12 protein-coding genes are annotated in these 15,100 nt (G+C 59.4%); 3 read left to right on the top strand and 9 right to left on the bottom strand.

Annotation, left to right across the window (positions count from 1 at the left end):
• Positions 1 to 60: 60 nt before the first annotated feature.
• Genes APH35_RS00175 through APH35_RS00185 form a run of 3 tightly spaced genes read left to right on the top strand, consistent with a single transcriptional unit; the run spans position 61 to position 1,679 of the window.
• On the top strand, positions 61 to 741 hold the full coding sequence (locus APH35_RS00175; RefSeq protein ID WP_012274032.1) for a class I SAM-dependent methyltransferase: 681 nt from the start codon (positions 61 to 63) through the stop codon (positions 739 to 741).
• 6 nt (positions 742 to 747) lie between these two features.
• On the top strand, positions 748 to 1,446 hold the full coding sequence (locus APH35_RS00180; protein WP_012274031.1) for a lipopolysaccharide kinase InaA family protein: 699 nt from the start codon (positions 748 to 750) through the stop codon (positions 1,444 to 1,446).
• Positions 1,446 to 1,679: a hypothetical protein gene (locus APH35_RS00185; protein ID WP_012274030.1), complete on the top strand. Its 234-nt coding sequence runs from the start codon at positions 1,446 to 1,448 to the stop codon at positions 1,677 to 1,679. Before APH35_RS00180 ends, APH35_RS00185 begins: the two co-directional genes overlap by 1 nt.
• An 80-nt stretch (positions 1,680 to 1,759) precedes the next feature.
• Here APH35_RS00185 and APH35_RS00190 read toward each other — a convergent pair whose 3' ends face one another.
• The 9 genes from APH35_RS00190 to APH35_RS00225 all read right to left on the bottom strand — a co-directional run bounded on the left by APH35_RS00190 (position 1,760) and on the right by APH35_RS00225 (position 15,057).
• Complete coding sequence (locus APH35_RS00190; RefSeq protein WP_060514010.1) at positions 1,760 to 2,947, bottom strand: Bcr/CflA family efflux MFS transporter; 1,188 nt, start codon at positions 2,945 to 2,947, stop codon at positions 1,760 to 1,762.
• Positions 2,944 to 3,870 (bottom strand): diiron oxygenase, encoded by a 927-nt coding sequence (locus tag APH35_RS00195; protein ID WP_060493225.1) that lies wholly within the window; start codon positions 3,868 to 3,870, stop codon positions 2,944 to 2,946. Before APH35_RS00195 ends, APH35_RS00190 begins: the two co-directional genes overlap by 4 nt.
• Before the next feature lie 22 nt (positions 3,871 to 3,892).
• Positions 3,893 to 4,942 (bottom strand): SagB family peptide dehydrogenase, encoded by a 1,050-nt coding sequence (locus APH35_RS27990; protein ID WP_060493224.1) that lies wholly within the window; start codon positions 4,940 to 4,942, stop codon positions 3,893 to 3,895.
• 519 nt (positions 4,943 to 5,461) lie between these two features.
• Complete coding sequence (locus tag APH35_RS00200; RefSeq protein WP_060493223.1) at positions 5,462 to 8,506, bottom strand: multidrug efflux RND transporter permease subunit; 3,045 nt, start codon at positions 8,504 to 8,506, stop codon at positions 5,462 to 5,464.
• A 12-nt stretch (positions 8,507 to 8,518) separates the two neighbouring features.
• Entirely contained in the window at positions 8,519 to 9,667 is a 1,149-nt protein-coding gene (locus APH35_RS00205) for an efflux RND transporter periplasmic adaptor subunit (protein ID WP_060493222.1), read from the bottom strand.
• Positions 9,668 to 9,898: 231 nt separating this feature from the next.
• Entirely contained in the window at positions 9,899 to 10,996 is a 1,098-nt protein-coding gene (locus tag APH35_RS00210; RefSeq protein ID WP_060514011.1) for a DUF1513 domain-containing protein, read from the bottom strand.
• 2 nt (positions 10,997 to 10,998) lie between these two features.
• Positions 10,999 to 12,063 carry an imelysin family protein gene (locus tag APH35_RS00215; protein WP_012274027.1) on the bottom strand — a complete coding sequence of 355 codons (1,065 nt, stop codon included), beginning with the start codon at positions 12,061 to 12,063 and terminating at the stop codon, positions 10,999 to 11,001.
• A 20-nt stretch (positions 12,064 to 12,083) separates the two neighbouring features.
• Complete coding sequence (locus APH35_RS00220) at positions 12,084 to 13,511, bottom strand: di-heme oxidoreductase family protein (RefSeq protein WP_060514012.1); 1,428 nt, start codon at positions 13,509 to 13,511, stop codon at positions 12,084 to 12,086.
• A gap of 208 nt (positions 13,512 to 13,719) precedes the next feature.
• On the bottom strand, positions 13,720 to 15,057 hold the full coding sequence (locus APH35_RS00225; protein WP_012274025.1) for an imelysin family protein: 1,338 nt from the start codon (positions 15,055 to 15,057) through the stop codon (positions 13,720 to 13,722).
• Positions 15,058 to 15,100 lie beyond the last annotated feature (43 nt).

Below are 15,100 nucleotides of genomic sequence, written 5' to 3' on the forward strand. Positions count from 1 at the left end.
ATGACCTGATTCCAACGCTTGCCTACCTAATGTGCTCGCAATGGAGTCAGGAGATACCCAATGCGTAGCCCCATCAAGCTTGAATTTTCCGAGAAGTACGACAAAGACCATGCGCGTGAGTACTTTCTCAAGCACCAGGACGGCCTGGCGCGACGCCTTTCCCACAAGCGAGATGAGCAGCTGGCGCGTCGCGCCCTGGCATTGGCTGGCGAGCCTGGCCTGGTACTGGACCTGCCGTGCGGTGCCGGCCGCTTCTGGCCACTGCTGGCTGAAAAGCCCAACCGGGTGATCATCGGGGCCGACAACTCCGAGGCGATGATCGAGACGGCCTGTGCGGCGCAACCGCCAGAGGTGGTGGCACGGGTACGGCCTTTGCAGACTTCGGCATTTGCTATCGACCTGCCGGACAACTCGGTGGACAGCATTTTTTGTATGCGCCTGTTCCACCACATTGGCGAATCGGCGCACAGAAAGACCATACTTTCGGAATTTCAGCGGGTTAGCCGTGATAGTGTGATCCTGTCCCTGTGGGTGGATGGCAACTTCAAGGCCTGGCGCCGGAAAAAACTCGAGCAGCGCCGCAGCGCCAAGGCCGAACAGGACAATTACCAGAACCGTTTCGTGTTACCGGCCGAAACGGTCGAAGAAGAATTCACGGCCGCCGGCTTCAGAATCCAGGAACGCCTCGACTTCCTGCCGTTCTATGCCATGTGGCGGGTCTACGTATTGCGTAAGGGGTAGTGTTTGATGGCTGTAGCCCAGAGAGGGGAGTCGCGCTTCGATTTTTATTGGCGCCAGCAAGGCGAGTGGGTCGAGGAGCCTAACCAGCGGCGCGGCGGTGAGAGTGGCGTGCAACGCCTCAACGATGCCAATGGCAAGCTGCTGTATGCCAAACGCCAGGTCGGGCATATCTACCGCAGCCTGCTGCACCCTTTCGGCCGGCCTACGGTATTGCGTGAACTCGATGCGTTGAACAGTTTCGAGCAACTGGGCGTGCGTGTACCGCGCATTGTCTTCTGTGGCGCCGAGCGCGATGCCGACCACCAGTGGCGTGCGCTGCTGGTCAGTGAAGCGCTGGACGGCTTTGTCGAGCTCGACACCTGGCATGCCGAAGGTGCCCGCGAGCGGTACCCGCAGGTGGTGCATGAGCGCATGCTCAAGGACCTGGCGGACAACCTGGCACGCATGCACCTGGGGCACTGGCAGCACGGCTGCCTGTATGGCAAGCACGTGTTCATCAAGGTAATTGGCGAGGGTGAGCAGGCCCGCGTCGAGGTGGCGCTGTTGGACCTGGAAAAGTGCCGACGGCGCATCAGCTGCCAGCGTGCAGCAGGTAACGACCTGCGCCAGCTGCGCCGCCATTCGTCGATCAATGACGCGGAATGGCAGACGCTGCTCTACTTTTACAAGATGGCGTTTGGCAGCGCTGTCAAAGGGTTAGAGTAATGAAACTAGAAATAGCTCGAGCTTTGTTCCTGGTAGCTGGCCTGGCGGTGACCACCGTGGCGGTGGCAGCCTGGGAAGAGCCGAGGCCGAACGTGTTCAGCAAGGCCGAAATGGCCGACCAGTGCGCATTGCCGCGGGAAGCGAAACCGCAGCAACAGGCACAGGTCGCGCCAGATCAGGACCTGTTGCTGTTCCTGTTCGGCCTGCGTCAGGGGTTGCGGCCATTTGGTTGAGCCCTGCGTTAGCTAGAAATGCCAGAGGCCCCGCCAATGCGGGGCCTCTGGCATTTTTGTATGTGCCTTTCCGGCAGGTGTCAGCAGTGCTGAAAGCTGTTGTCCCTGAGGCAAGCAAGCAGCAAGAAACCGCTAATGGCACTGCTCAAGAATAGAATGCCTAAGGTCATTGGAAGCAGATGTTCGGCTGAAGCAACTAAAGTGCCAGCGAATCCACCTCCAGCAAATAGCAAAGTAGTGTTGAGCGACGCTGCTGCCCCTGCCTGCTGCGGATAACGTGCCAAGGCCTGCGTAGTCGTGACGGGTCGTACCATCGTTGTGCCTGCCGTACATAAGATCATCGGTAACATGAGGCCTATTACCGTTAGGCCTGCTGCCCACTGCCAGATCAGCAGAGTGGCCCCTGCGGTAGCTATAAGCAGGAATCCCGTGAGAATTTGAGCCTGCGCGGTGATGCGATTGTTCAAGAATGTCGCGACTGCACCACCGACGACATATGCCAGCCCGTAGGCGATGAATACAACGGAGAACTGATACGGCGTGAGGCCCAGTTGTTCCATGAGCACCAAGGGTGCAACAACGATAAAGGAAAAATGGCAGGCGAACGCTAAAGTCGCCTGTAGGGAATAGGTAACATATAAGGTGTCACGCAACATGGGGACATAGCTTTGAATGCCTGAGTTATTCTGGCGTAAACCAGGTGTTTCTTGAAGTAGTTCCCATGCAAGTAAGATGACAATGCTGGCTATTGCAATAAATACCGTAAAACTACCTGCCCAGCCGAGTAGCTGTTGAAGAGCATCACCCGCGACGGGTGAGATTGATATGAACAAACCACTAGCACTCGTCAACAAGATGCGCATGGTGTTACGCTGCTTGCCAGTATATAGGTCTTGCACGAGAGCTTGACCCAGAACCAAGCTTCCACAGCCGACGGCTTGTAACAACCGAAAAGCCATAAAAATTTCATAGTTACTTGAAAGTAGGCAGCCAACAGCCCCGGCAATGGAAACCCCTAAGCCACCAAGCAACAACCGTTTGCGTCCGACTCGATCTGACAGGGGGCCAATCACCAATTGCGCCACTGCAACGCCAAACGCGAAGAAACTAACGGAGTAGGCGATTTGCGTAGCCTCTACTCGAAAGGCTTCTGCAAGTGCAGGGAACGAAGGAAGGATGACATCCAGAGGAAAAACACCTAGAAGGCATAAAAGAATCAAAAGCACTGGGCGAAGAATGGTGTGTGTTGAAGTTTTGGTCTGGCTCATGCTATCAGTCCAGCGGACCTGAACTGTAATGCATAGCGTTCCTCCTTCAATAAGTCGGTACGCATTATTGCTCGAAGCGTCATTTTGGATGTAATAGGCATCCGGATCGTCCAATTTTCATTTATATTGTCAATAATCACTTTTCCGAAGGATGGATGCTTTTTGAAAATCGATCCTAAAAAATTCTCGTCGGGTTGGCAGAAAGCTTTGAGCGTTTTCAGTAGAGTTGCTACCAAGTAATCCCTCTGTGGGATACATAACTGCTGCCAGAGTCGTGCAAAACAGTCTGAGAAGAAAATGGCATGACGCCCTTCATCATGAAGGTGGTCTATCAGCATATGCGCTACAGGGGCGACGAGAGAGGCGCGAGTCAAGCTGTATAGTTCGTAAGTTATCAGTGTTTCAGAAACGAAGGCGATGCAGAATCGGGTAATGCTGCTGAGCGCTGGAGGGCTATTTTTTAATACTTGATCAAGTCGCTTGAGGCGCGCAGAATTTATTCGCTCTAGGCAAAAGTGGTTTGCCACCTGATCTGCAATTTCTCTGGAGAAGAGCGCGTGATAGGCCTCGTCAGCATAAAGTTTTAAAGCGTTTAGATAAATTGTTTCATCGAAATATTCTTTTAATTTACCAGTAACTATGCTTTGAACAGCCTTATTGATGTGACACATCTCAAGCTGCGTTGTATAGTCCATGAAATGGACGAGGTGGTAAGCGTGTAGTATTAGTTTATCTTTTTTCGAAAGCAGCGTTGTCAAGTCATGGGCCAGCGCTGGGCTCAGGGCGCTAGGAAACCAAAGGTCGGGTTCGGACTGCGTAAAATCTTCTACAGAAAAATGATAGGCATAAGGGCGCGAGCGTACAGCGCTCGTGGTGTGCCAGCTTTTGAATACTGTACAGCTACGGTTGGTGGTTTTTTTCATGTCTGTATCCCGCGCCAGCGTCTTACGACATCAGAGCCCTTAAGCAACTGGGTGTCGCATTCCCGTTGCCATAGCCACATGCAACGAAAAAAAGGACTTGTTCACTTGGGTTTTCAAACATGAGTAGGGGTTCGATGTCCGTTTCATTCAATGCGCCAGTGAGCCAGGTGCTCATTCCGCGATCGGTTGCTGCAAGTTGGAATGTTTGTGCAGCATGCCCAACCTCTATCAAAGCCATTCTATAAGCGCGGGAGTGCTCGTATTTCCACCACAGTTTGTCGAATCTGGAACTCAAGAATAATCCAGCGGGTATGTCATTGGCGAAGTGCTGGCCTGATAATAAGTCACCTAGAGCACAAGGCAGCGCGCTTCGCCAGTGCAGTTGATGTCGCCGTGGATCGTAGTAATAAATCCCCGCTTCTAGGCTATCTACGTTATTTACATATACATAGCCTTCTGTAGCGTTTAGCCCGCCTACTGAGGGGGTGGCCCGGCGTCTTGAATATTCATTTCCTTCTTCTTCTCCTTCGACGTTATTAACGGATCTGTTTTCAATAAAGCCTAGGGTATGGTGCAAAATTTCGGCAAGATCAACTAGGGAGATCGATATTCGCTGAAAATCTCTAACGGTTGCTCGGTTTTTGAATGTCTTGTCAACTGCAAAGGTACTTCTCGGTGTAGGCAGTGAAATGCCGATTTCGCTGATGCGTTTATTGTTAGGGTGTATAGGCTTGTTTCGTACGGAGTTGCAGTGTTCAAGGTACTGCAGTGCCCACTCCTCCTCGCTTGAAGGAAGTTTTTCTATAGGGATGTCTTTAGTGCCGTAATGGAATATTCTTGAGAGTACATCCCAGCCCCAGTCAGCATGGTCGTCAGCATCGTCCATGAAAACTCTGCAGCGTTTCAGGTCGTCGGTTAGGTTATCATTTAAGTCTTTGTGGTTTTTCTCGTAAATGAGATGGATTAACCGGTCTGCATGGGCTCTTGATAACTCGTACTGTTTGTGATTTTTGAAATCCCAACAAATCAGGGAGTTATTCATGACGATAAAGAAGCAATTTTTACTTATCATGGTCACTCCTTTAACTGAAGGGCAGGCCGGCACTGCTCTTCAGTGTTTATGGATTAAGGTTTATTTGGTTTTTTTGACAAGGTGCGCCATGTTCGCCAGTTTGGTGCATTCCATTTTAATGGTTTTCATATTGTTTTCTCCATTTTGGTGTCGCGTCATTGCGACGTTCTTGATAATAGCGGTAAGTTCAAGAGGTACAAGTCAAAGGGGGTGGTGAAATTTCTGATAAAGTTGTAGGAATTTTTACCAGAGCCATTTTCAAGGGCGGTTTTATTTCTCTGCAAGACGTCTAGAGTGCGGGTGCCATAGCATCTCTACTCTGACTTTTACCATGCGAATTAGATGCAGAAATTGCTCTGCTTTTCCACCGACAAGCAACAACATCAGGCTCGAGTCTGGATAATGTGAGAGATTGGGAGCGGTGATTTTGAGATTGTGTTGCGGAGCAACGCTTTTCTATTGGGGATTTTGTATCTGGCCTTTCGGCCTCCTCGCGAGCGAGCCCGCGAAGAGGCCGGATCAGGCGATGGCAGGTTCCTGGGCTTTGGTCTTGTGCGCCAGCAGGGTGTAGATGCAAGGCAGCACGAACAGGGTAAACAGCGTGCCAATCGACATCCCGGTGGCAATCACCGTACCGATGTCAAAACGGCTGACCGCCCCGGCGCCAGTCGCCAGAATCAGCGGCACCATGCCGAACACCATCGCCGCTGTGGTCATCAGCACCGGCCGCAGGCGAATCGCCGCCGCTTCCTCGATGGCCTCGCGCACGCTCAAACCGCGCTCCTCACGCAACTGATTGGCGAACTCGACAATGAGAATGCCGTGCTTGCTGATCAGGCCGATCAAGGTCACCAGGCCGACCTGGGTGTAGATGTTCATGCTCGATATGCCCAGGAACAGCGGCAACAGCGCGCCACAGATCGACAAGGGCACGGTTACCAGAATCACCAACGGGTCGCGGAAGCTTTCGAACTGCGCCGCCAGCACCAGGAAGATGATCGCCAGTGCCAGGCCGAAGGTAACCCACAGCGCGCTGCCTTCCTGAACATACTGGCGGGCCACGCCGGCATAGTCGAAGGCGAAGCCTTCCGGTGCCTCTTCGCGGGCGATGTCCTGCACGGTCTTCAGCGCTTCGCCCAGGCTGACCATAGGCACGCCCTGGATGATGGCCGAGTTCAGTTGCTGGAACTGATTGAGCTGGCGTGGGCGGGCGCGGTCGGTGAGGGTGATCAGGGTCGACAGCGGCAGCAATTGGTTCTGGTCGTTCTTCACGTAGTAGTTGTTCAGCCAGCCCGGGTTGTCGCGGTACGGCCGTTCTACCTGGGCGATCACCTTGTAGCTGCGGCCCTCAAGCGTGAAGCGGTTGATTTCCGCTTCGCCCAGCAAGGTCGCAAGGGTGCCGCCGAGGGTGTCCATCGACACCCCCATCTGCGCCGCCTTGGCCCGGTCGATATCCACCACCACCTCGGGCTTGTCGAAGGCTAGGTCGACGTCGAGGAAGGCGAACTTGCCCGATTCCTGCGCGCGCGCCTTGATGCGCTGGGCCACTTCCAGCAGTGCTGGGTAGTCGCCAGCGGTATTGATCACGAACTGGAACGGCAGGCCCTCGCCAGTGCCCGGCAACGACGGCAGGTTGAAGCCGAAGATCTGCAGGCCGCCGATTTCTTCGAGTTTGGCCTGCACCAGCGGCAGCAACTCCATCTGCGTGCGCTCGCGCTCGTTCCAGGGCTTGAGCAAAAAGCCACCAATGCCGGTCTGCACGCCGTTGAAACCGTTGATCTGGAACGATGAGTAGTATTCGGGGAAAGCCTTGAACAGCGGCGTGAACTGGTCGGTGTAGGCGTTGAGGTAATCGAGGTTGGCCGGTTGCGGCGAGCTGCTCATCATGAAGATCACCCCCTGGTCCTCGTTGGGCGCCAGTTCGTTCTGGGTGAACTTGAGCAGCACCGGGATCAGGCACAGGATGATCACGGCAAACACCAGCACTACCGGCCGGCTGTCGAGGGTGGCGTGCAGCAGCTTCTGGTAGCGCACCTTCAGGCGTTCGAACAGTTGGTCGAGGCGGTGGGCCAGGCCGCTGGGGTTCTGCTCCTGGCGCAGCAGCAGGGCGCACATCATCGGTGACAGGGTGAGGGCAACGATACCGGAAATGATCACCGCCCCAGCCAGGGTCAGGGCGAACTCCTTGAACAGGGCCCCTGTGAGCCCGGTGAGGAAGCCGATCGGTGCGTATACGGCGGCCAAGGTGATGGTCATCGACACCACGGGCATGGCGATCTCGCGGGCACCTTCCAGGGCTGCGTCGAACGGTGACTTCCCTTCCTCCATGTGCCGGTGGATGTTTTCCACCACGACAATGGCATCGTCCACCACCAGACCGATGGCCAGGACCATCGCCAGCAGGGTCAGCAGGTTGAGCGAATAGCCCATCATCTGCATGAAGAACAGCACGCCGATCATCGACAACGGTATGGTCACCACCGGGATCAGTACCGAACGCAGGGCGCCAAGGAACAGGAACACCACCACGATGACGATCAGCACCGCTTCGCCGAGGGTCTTGATCACTTCGTCGATGGAGGCCTGGATGAACAGTGTGGCGTCGTAGGCGATCGACACTTTCAGGGCCGAGGGCAGCTGGCTTTGCAGTTCGGGCATGATGCGCCGCACTTCCTTGATCACCTCCAGCGGGTTGGCGGCGGGGGTGGCCTTGATGCCGATGTACACCGACGGGGTGCCATCGAACGAGCTGACCGTGTCGTAGTTTTCCGCGCCCATTTCGACCCGCGCCACATCGCCCAGCAGCACGCGGCTGTCACCGCTGGTCTTGACCGGCAGGGCGGCGAACGCCTCGGCCGACTTCAACTCGGTACTGGCGTTGATACTGGTGACCACGTATTCGCCCTTTACCTCGCCGGCGGCGGAGAGGAAGTTGTAGCGGCGTACGGCGTTGGTCACGTCGGTGGCCGACAGGCCGAAACCGGCCAGTTTGACCGGGTCCAGCCACAGCCGCATGGCGAACACCTGGTTGCCGAGGATTTCCGCCTCGGCCATGCCCGGCAAAGTGGCCAGCTTGGGTTGGATCACCCGCGACAGGTAGTCGGTGATCTGCGGGTTGCTCATTTCCTTGCTGTAGAAGCTGACGTACATCAGCGCCGAGGCATCGGCGGCTTCCTTGCTCAGTACCGGGTCTTCGGAGTCCTGGGGCAGCTTGTTGCGCACTTCGTTGGCCTTGGCCAGCAACTCGGTGAACAGCCTGTCGCTGTCGGCGCCGATCCGCGCGTAGATGGAAATGATCGAGAAGTTCTGCCGGCTCACCGAGGTCATGTAGTCGATGCCTTCGGCGCTGGCCAGGCTTTGTTGCAGCGGCTGGGTGATGTAGCCCTGGATGGTTTCGGCGTTGGCCCCAGGGTAGGCGGTAGTTACCGTGATCAGGGCGTTTTCCATCTGCGGGTACTGGCGGATCTGCAGCTTGTTCCAGGCCTGGAAGCCCAGCAGCAGGATCAGCAGGCTGACCACACTGGCCAGCACCGGGCGGCGGATGAACGGGTCGGTGAACGCCATGCCAGCCTCCTGTCAGTCCTTGGCCGCTGTGCCCGGTGCGGGCTTTAGAGCGTTATCCTGGCCGATGCGTATCGCAGCACCGGGGGTGAGTTTCAGCTGCCCGGCAGTGACCACTTGCTCCCCTGCCTGCAGGCCTTTGCTGACCACCACCACGCCGTCTCGGCGCTCGCCGGTCTGAACGGTGCGCTGTTCGGCCACCCGTTGGGGTTGGCCTTTGTCGTCGTTTTCCGGCTTGCCGTCCTTGTCTTTTTTCGGCGAGGCGACATACACCGAGTTGCCATACAGGGTGTAAGTAATGGCGCTTTCCGGCACCACCACTTGCGGCTGTGGGTTGGGCAGCAGGATCAACAGGCTGGCGAACATGCCCGGCAGCAGTTTGCCGTCGGGGTTGGCCATGGTGGCGCGTACCAGCAGGTTGCGCGTGGCTTCCTCGACCTTGGGGTTGATGGCGCTCAGGCTGGCGGGGAAAGTCTGGCCCGGGTAAGCGGCCACTTGCACCAGCACCTGCTGGCCCAGGCTCAGGCGTGGCAGGGCCTGTTCCGGTACGTTGAAGTCGACGTACAGGCTGGAGGTGTCCTGCAGGGTGGCGATCACTGTGCCGGCGGCCAGGTATTGGCCGATGTCCACCTGGCGGATGCCGATGGTGCCGCTGAACGGGGCGTTGATGCTTTTCTTGATCTTCTGCGCCTTGAGCTGCTCGACCACCGCCTGGTTACGCCGGTATTGGGAGGTAAGGCGATCGAACTCGCCACGGGAGATGGCCGCGTCGCCGACCAGCTGGCTACCACGGCCGAAATCGACCTTGGCCAGGCCCAGGTCGGCCTGGGCGGTGCCGAGCAGGGCGGTTTCCTGGTCGTCATTGAGTTGCAGCAACAGTTGCCCGGCCTTGACCTGCTGGCCCGAGTCGAAATGCAAGGCTTTGACGATGCCTTCCACCTCCAGGCTCAGGTCAACGCCTTGCAGGGCCTTGAGGCTGCCGACGGCGGGCAGGCGCTCTTGCCACTGGCGCTGTTCGGCCACAGCGGCCGCTACGGTGATGGGCGGCTTGGGGGCAGTGAACATCTGGATCTGCTGGTAGATCGAAAAGGCTTTGTAGCCCCCCAGGGCCAGCACGATCAGCAGAACCACGGCCAACATGATGAGCATGCGGCGGCGCAGCATAGGTCCGGTTCCTTGGATGCAGTTGTTATTCGTTTGGACACGAAAACGGGCGATCCTGCCCACGTGGCTGGGAGAATTATTGACTGTTTTTGGGAGGAAGGGGAGTGAAATGCCTGTGCCGGCCTCTTCGCGGGCACGCCCGCTCCCACAGGAACCGCGCAGTCAGTGGGTTGCGCGGTCCCTGTGGGAGCGGGCGTGCCCGCGAAGAGGCCGGTGAGGGCAGCAGAAAAATCAGACGAGATGCAGGTGGTTGTCCCAGAAACCGGACGGCAGGTTCATCGGCTGCCCGACCAGCTCGGCCTTGGTGCAGTCGTAGAACCGGCAACGGCCCTGCCCGGACGTGACGACAAAACCATCTTTCACCGTACCCACCCCTGCGCAATCGGGCATCGGCGCATCCAGCCGCACCGCGCCGCTGTCCAGGTCCCAGACGAACAGGCGGTTGGCCCGTGGTGCAGTCAGCGCCACCAGCCGCAGTTCGCTGTGGATGGCAACGCTGGCGGTGTACTGGGCCATGGCCTGCAACTGCCGCTCTGGCACCGGGAAGGCCTTGAACGGCTCGCCTGGGCGCTTGATCGCCAGCAGCTCGGCCGTTTCATCGGCATCGCCCATGAACTGCTGGCAAGCGGCGATGGTGCCGTCGCTGCCCACCGCCAGGTGGCGCACGCTGTTCATCTGCTGGGCCAGGGTTTCCTTGCTCAACAGGGTGCCGTCGCGCTGCATCAGTACCAGGCTTGGCTCCATGGCATTGAGGTTCATCTCCACTCGGCTTTCGGCTTCGGTGCGAATGCCGCCATTGGCCACGATCAGCGTTTCGCCGTCGGGCAGCCAGGCCACCTCGTGTGGGCCGATGCCGTGGGTTGGGAGCTCGCCGGTGTGCACCAGGCGCTCGCCCTCGAAACGGTATACCCCAAGCACGCCGCGCCCAGGGTCGGTGGTGTCGTTCTCGGTGGCATACAGCCATTCGCCGCCTTTGTGCACCACGGCGTGGCCATAAAAGTGCCGGTTTGGCTGTGAGGCGAGCGTTTGTAGCAAGCGCCCGTCGCGCAAATCGATCAGGTAACTTTCGGTACCGGGGCGGCGGGCGACGAACAGGGCGATCGGCTGCTCGGGGTGGTGGATGATGGCATGGCAACGCTGGGCGACCTGAGTGCTGAACACCTGGGTGCCGTCCAGGCGGAAACCGACGGCATAGTGCTTGCCGTCGCCGTCGTCACGCGCCGAGAGCAGCAAGGGTTCGCTGCCTTTGTTGCGGAACAGGCTCCAGCCGCCCAGGGTGAGGGCGCTGAGCAATACGCTACCGAGTTTGAGTGCCTGGCGTCGCAGCATGATCAGTCACCGTCGTTGGCATTGAAGCCCAGCTGGATGTTCAGCGCCTTGGCCAGGTCGCCTTCGTGCAGGCGGTGGACGGCGTTGAGGCTGTCGTAGATCTGGTTGAGGGTTTGCTGGCCAGCGTCGTCGGCCAGCAACTCACCGAGGGTTTTCTGGTTGTCGGCCAGCAGTTTGAGCGAGGTAGCGTAGGCGGCGTCGATCTTGTCCGCCAGCGCTTTCTGATCGCTGGGCAGCAAGCCGCGCAGGCCCTGGTTGTCGACACCGACCCAGACGGTTTCGGCAGCCTTGAGGGTGGCTTCCAGGCTCTTCAGCGAGGAATGGCTGCGCCAGGCTTCGGCCTGCAGCGGCTGCGGGATGCCCTTGCTTTGGCGGCCCATCGGCGCGCCCAGCTTCTTCTTCAGGGTATCCAGGGCGGTGACCTGGGAGCGCAACAGGTCGGCGATGGCCTCGTGGGAGTCAGCGTAGCGCTGGTTGGGGAACTTGGTCATCTGCGAGAGCATGCCGTCGGTGCTGTTCCAGCTCTTGAGGATCTCCTCGGCCAGGACCTTCTGGTGTTCACCGATGGCCACCAACAGTGGGCAGTAACGGGCTTTCTGCTCGGCAGTGGCGATGTCTGGCTTGCTGTCGAACAGGATGTACTCGTAGGCCGACAGGCCACGTACTACCACGCTGGCTTTGCCCAGAGCGGCGGCATCGACGGGCTTGTCGCCGTTGACCAGTTGCTCGACCTGGCGGCCGACCAGGTTCTTCTTGTCGGGCCAGAACTGGACCTGCCAGGCGCGGTTGCCTTCGGCCAGCGGGCCGACCAGCAGCGGTTGCAGCTCGGCCCAGGCTTTTTGCGCGTTGAGGAAGTCGGCGCGGGCTTTATCCAGGGACTCCTTGCCTTCGCAGTAGGCCAGGGCGCTGGCAGCCAGCGTGCGGTCGGCTTCGACCCAGCGGCTGTAGGTTGGCAGGATGACCTGCTTGGCGATGGCGGCGGAGGTCACGGCTTGCGGGTCCTGCGGCGAGCAGGCACCAAGGGCGAGTGCGGCGAGGCTGGTGAACAACAGTTTGGGTCGGAACATGCCCGGCTCCTTTGCGCGTTTTAAAGTGAATTCAGGAACGCCAGCAACGCGGCGCGCTGCTCTGCGTTGAATGTGAGCACGAAGTTGCGTGCCGCCTCGGCTTCGCCACCGTGCCAGAGCACGGCTTCTAGCAGGTTGCGGGCGCGCCCGTCGTGCAGGAACTGGCTGTGGCCACTGACCGTTTCACTCAGGCCGATGCCCCACAGGGGCGGGGTACGCCAGTCCTGGCCGTTGGCGGCGAATTCGGTACGCTCGTCGGCCAGGCCAGGGCCCATGTCATGCAGCAGCAGGTCGCTGTAAGGGCGGATGACCTGGTTGGCCAATTCTGGCTCGATCGCATCGGCGGCAGTGGTGAACTGCGGTGTGTGGCACCCCTGGCAGCCGGCCTGGTAGAACAGGTTCTTGCCCGCCAGCACCTGCGGCGAGCCAACGTCGCGGCGGGCCGGCACCGCCAGGTTGCGGGTGTAGAAGGTGACCAGGCGCAGGATGTTGTCGCTGACTTCTTTCTCGCCGTCGGCGCCGTCGCCGTTGGGCGCAGCCAGGCAGTCGGTTTGTGCCGGGGTGCAATCGTCATTGGGCTGCAGGGTGCTGGTAAGGCCCATGTCGCCGGCAAAAGCGTGCACGTTCTGCTGGTTGACGTTGGGCTGCCCGGCTTTCCAGCCGAAGCGGCCGATCACGGTCTTGCCCTGGGCGTCGTCCCACACACGGTTGGCACGCCCGCGGATGCCGTCGCGGTTGCGGTCGTCCGGGTCTTCGTTGGCCAGCAGGTCGGCTTCGGGGATGGCCTCGAGCAGGCCCAGGCCGATCATCGGCGGGGCCACCCGCGCCGAAAAGCGTGTGTCGGGGTGCATGACGCCGTAGCCGAGCTGGGTGATCTGCAGGGCAGGCTTGCGCAGCTCGACCTGATGACCGTCCTTGAACGCTACCGTTTCCTGGGTGTAGCTCACCCGTACCTTGCCTTCTGGCGCCACGCCCGGGATGGCCATGTCCTGCAACTGGGTGCCGTACACCGGCTCCGGCACTACGCCGAGGCGTTCGATCACTTTGGCCAGGTAAGGCTGGTCGGGGATCGACAAGCGCACCAGCATGCCCACCGCGTTGCTGTTGCCAGGCTCAGGCGGGTGACCGCGGCCATCGCGCACATGGCAGTTCTGGCAGGCGTTGGTGTTGAACAGCGGGCCCAACCCGTCGCGGGCAGTGGTGGTGGACGGGGCGATCACCCAGGGGTTGCGGAAGAAACTGTTGCCTACGGCGAAGTCCACGCGCCGCTCGGGCGAGAGGTTGGCCGAAGGCAGGGAATAGGCGTTGCGGTCAGTGCGCTGCACAGTCGCCTTGCCGGCCGACAACGCTTCGCCAGGCTCGGCTTGGGTGAAACGCGGGGCGTCGTCACAGGCGGCGAGGGCAAAGGCCAGCAGCAAGGGGGAGAGTCGGGACAGCGACAAGGACATGCAAAATCCTGGGCGTGGACGAAAAACCGGCGTGCAAGCTTAGCAGGCCAGCGGCTCTTGAATAAGAGCAATTTGCAATTACCTGGGTGAAAGGGATGTGAAATGCCAGCATTTTCATGTGCCTGTTCGCGGTCCGGTTGGCCGCGAACAGGCCATCAGCAAAAAAGGCGACCCGAAGGCCGCCTCTTTCAGTACCGCTACAGCAGGATCAGAATTCGTGATCCGCAGTGTCCGGGTTCAGGTTGGCGATGCCCAGCTTGCCTGCAGCCTGCTCGATCGAACCGGTCTGCTTGACCAGGGCGGCGATGGCGTCACGCACGATCTGGTTGCCGGCCGCGTTGTCGGCAGCGATCAGCTGGTCGTAGTGCTCGCCTTTGAGGGCGTGGTCGACGATTACCTGAATCTTGGCTTCGGTGGCCTCCAGGTCGGCCTTGAGGGCTGCATCGGTAGCCGGGTCGACCTTGGCGACCAACGACGACAGGCTTGGGCCGCTTACCTTGGTGCCGTCCGGGCGGGTGTACTCGCCCAGGTAGACGTTGCGGATGCCCTTGGCGTCGTAGAAGTGCGAGTAGTGGGTGTTGTCGCTGAAGCAGTCCTGCTCGTCTTCCGGCGAGTTGGCTTCCAGCGAAACCTTCATGCGCTCGCCAGCCAGTTCGCCCAGCGACAGGCTGCCCATGCCGAACAGCATCTTGCGCAGGCCGTCGTTGACAGGCTCGGCTTCCAGCTTGGCGCGGTAGTTGTCGGCGACGTTCGGTGCCCAGTTGCCGACCATCTCTTCGAGGTCGCTGACCAGCAGGTCGGTAACCGCTTTCAGGTAGGCACGACGGCGGTCGTTGTGGCCACCGGTAGCGCCCTGGCCTTCCAGGTAGTCGGATGCCGGGCGGTTGCCAGCGCCTGGGCCGGTGCCGTTCAGGTCCTGGCCCCAGAGCAGGAACTCGATGGCGTGGTAGCCGGTGGCGACGTTGGCCTCGGAGCCCGCCAGCTCGTTCAGGCTGGCCAGTTTCTCGGGGGTAATGTCCTTGACGTCGACCTTCTCTTCACCCACCTGAATCTCGGTGTTGGCGATGATGTTGGCGCCGGCGGCCGGGTTGCCCAAGGCGTGCTCGTAGCTCTTGTCGACGTAGTCGATCAGGCCTTCGTCCAGGGGCCAGGCGTTCACCTGGCCTTCCCAGTCGTCGATGATGGTGTTGCCGAAGCGGAAGGCTTCGCTTTGCAGGTACGGTACGCGCGCGGCGAACCAGGCTTCCTTGGCGGCCTTCAGGGTTTCGTCGTTGGGCTTGGCCAGGAACGCGTCGATGGCGGTCTGCAGTGTCTTGGCGGTGCTCAGCGAGTCGCTGTACACGGCGTAGACCATTTCGGTGTAATGCTTGACCACGGCTTTGCCGGCGGCTTCGTCGACAGCCCCTGGCGCAGCAGCGGTGGTGCTGGCGGCAGCAGGTGCCTGGGCTTGCGGCGCGGCGGCTTTTTCGTCCTTGCCTTCGCCGCAACCGGCGAGGGCGATGGCAATGGCCAGCAGACTGGCGGAGGCCAGAGGCATTCGAATCATTATTGGTTTTCCTGCGTCGTGTGGTTGGACCAAGGGGTGGACC

This window comes from Pseudomonas sp. NBRC 111132 (assembly GCF_001320565.1).
Taxonomy (GTDB): domain Bacteria; phylum Pseudomonadota; class Gammaproteobacteria; order Pseudomonadales; family Pseudomonadaceae; genus Aquipseudomonas; species Aquipseudomonas putida_P.

Coding starts and splice junctions, on each gene's coding strand:
- APH35_RS00175 (WP_012274032.1), top strand. CDS start 61: ATGCGTAGCCCCATCAAGCTTGAATTTTCCGAGAAGTACGACAAAGAC.
- APH35_RS00180 (WP_012274031.1), top strand. CDS start 748: ATGGCTGTAGCCCAGAGAGGGGAGTCGCGCTTCGATTTTTATTGGCGC.
- APH35_RS00185 (WP_012274030.1), top strand. CDS start 1,446: ATGAAACTAGAAATAGCTCGAGCTTTGTTCCTGGTAGCTGGCCTGGCG.
- APH35_RS00190 (WP_060514010.1), bottom strand. CDS start 2,947: ATGAGCCAGACCAAAACTTCAACACACACCATTCTTCGCCCAGTGCTT.
- APH35_RS00195 (WP_060493225.1), bottom strand. CDS start 3,870: ATGAAAAAAACCACCAACCGTAGCTGTACAGTATTCAAAAGCTGGCAC.
- APH35_RS27990 (WP_060493224.1), bottom strand. CDS start 4,942: ATGATAAGTAAAAATTGCTTCTTTATCGTCATGAATAACTCCCTGATT.
- APH35_RS00200 (WP_060493223.1), bottom strand. CDS start 8,506: ATGGCGTTCACCGACCCGTTCATCCGCCGCCCGGTGCTGGCCAGTGTG.
- APH35_RS00205 (WP_060493222.1), bottom strand. CDS start 9,667: ATGCTGCGCCGCCGCATGCTCATCATGTTGGCCGTGGTTCTGCTGATC.
- APH35_RS00210 (WP_060514011.1), bottom strand. CDS start 10,996: ATGCTGCGACGCCAGGCACTCAAACTCGGTAGCGTATTGCTCAGCGCC.
- APH35_RS00215 (WP_012274027.1), bottom strand. CDS start 12,063: ATGTTCCGACCCAAACTGTTGTTCACCAGCCTCGCCGCACTCGCCCTT.
- APH35_RS00220 (WP_060514012.1), bottom strand. CDS start 13,511: ATGTCCTTGTCGCTGTCCCGACTCTCCCCCTTGCTGCTGGCCTTTGCC.
- APH35_RS00225 (WP_012274025.1), bottom strand. CDS start 15,057: ATGATTCGAATGCCTCTGGCCTCCGCCAGTCTGCTGGCCATTGCCATC.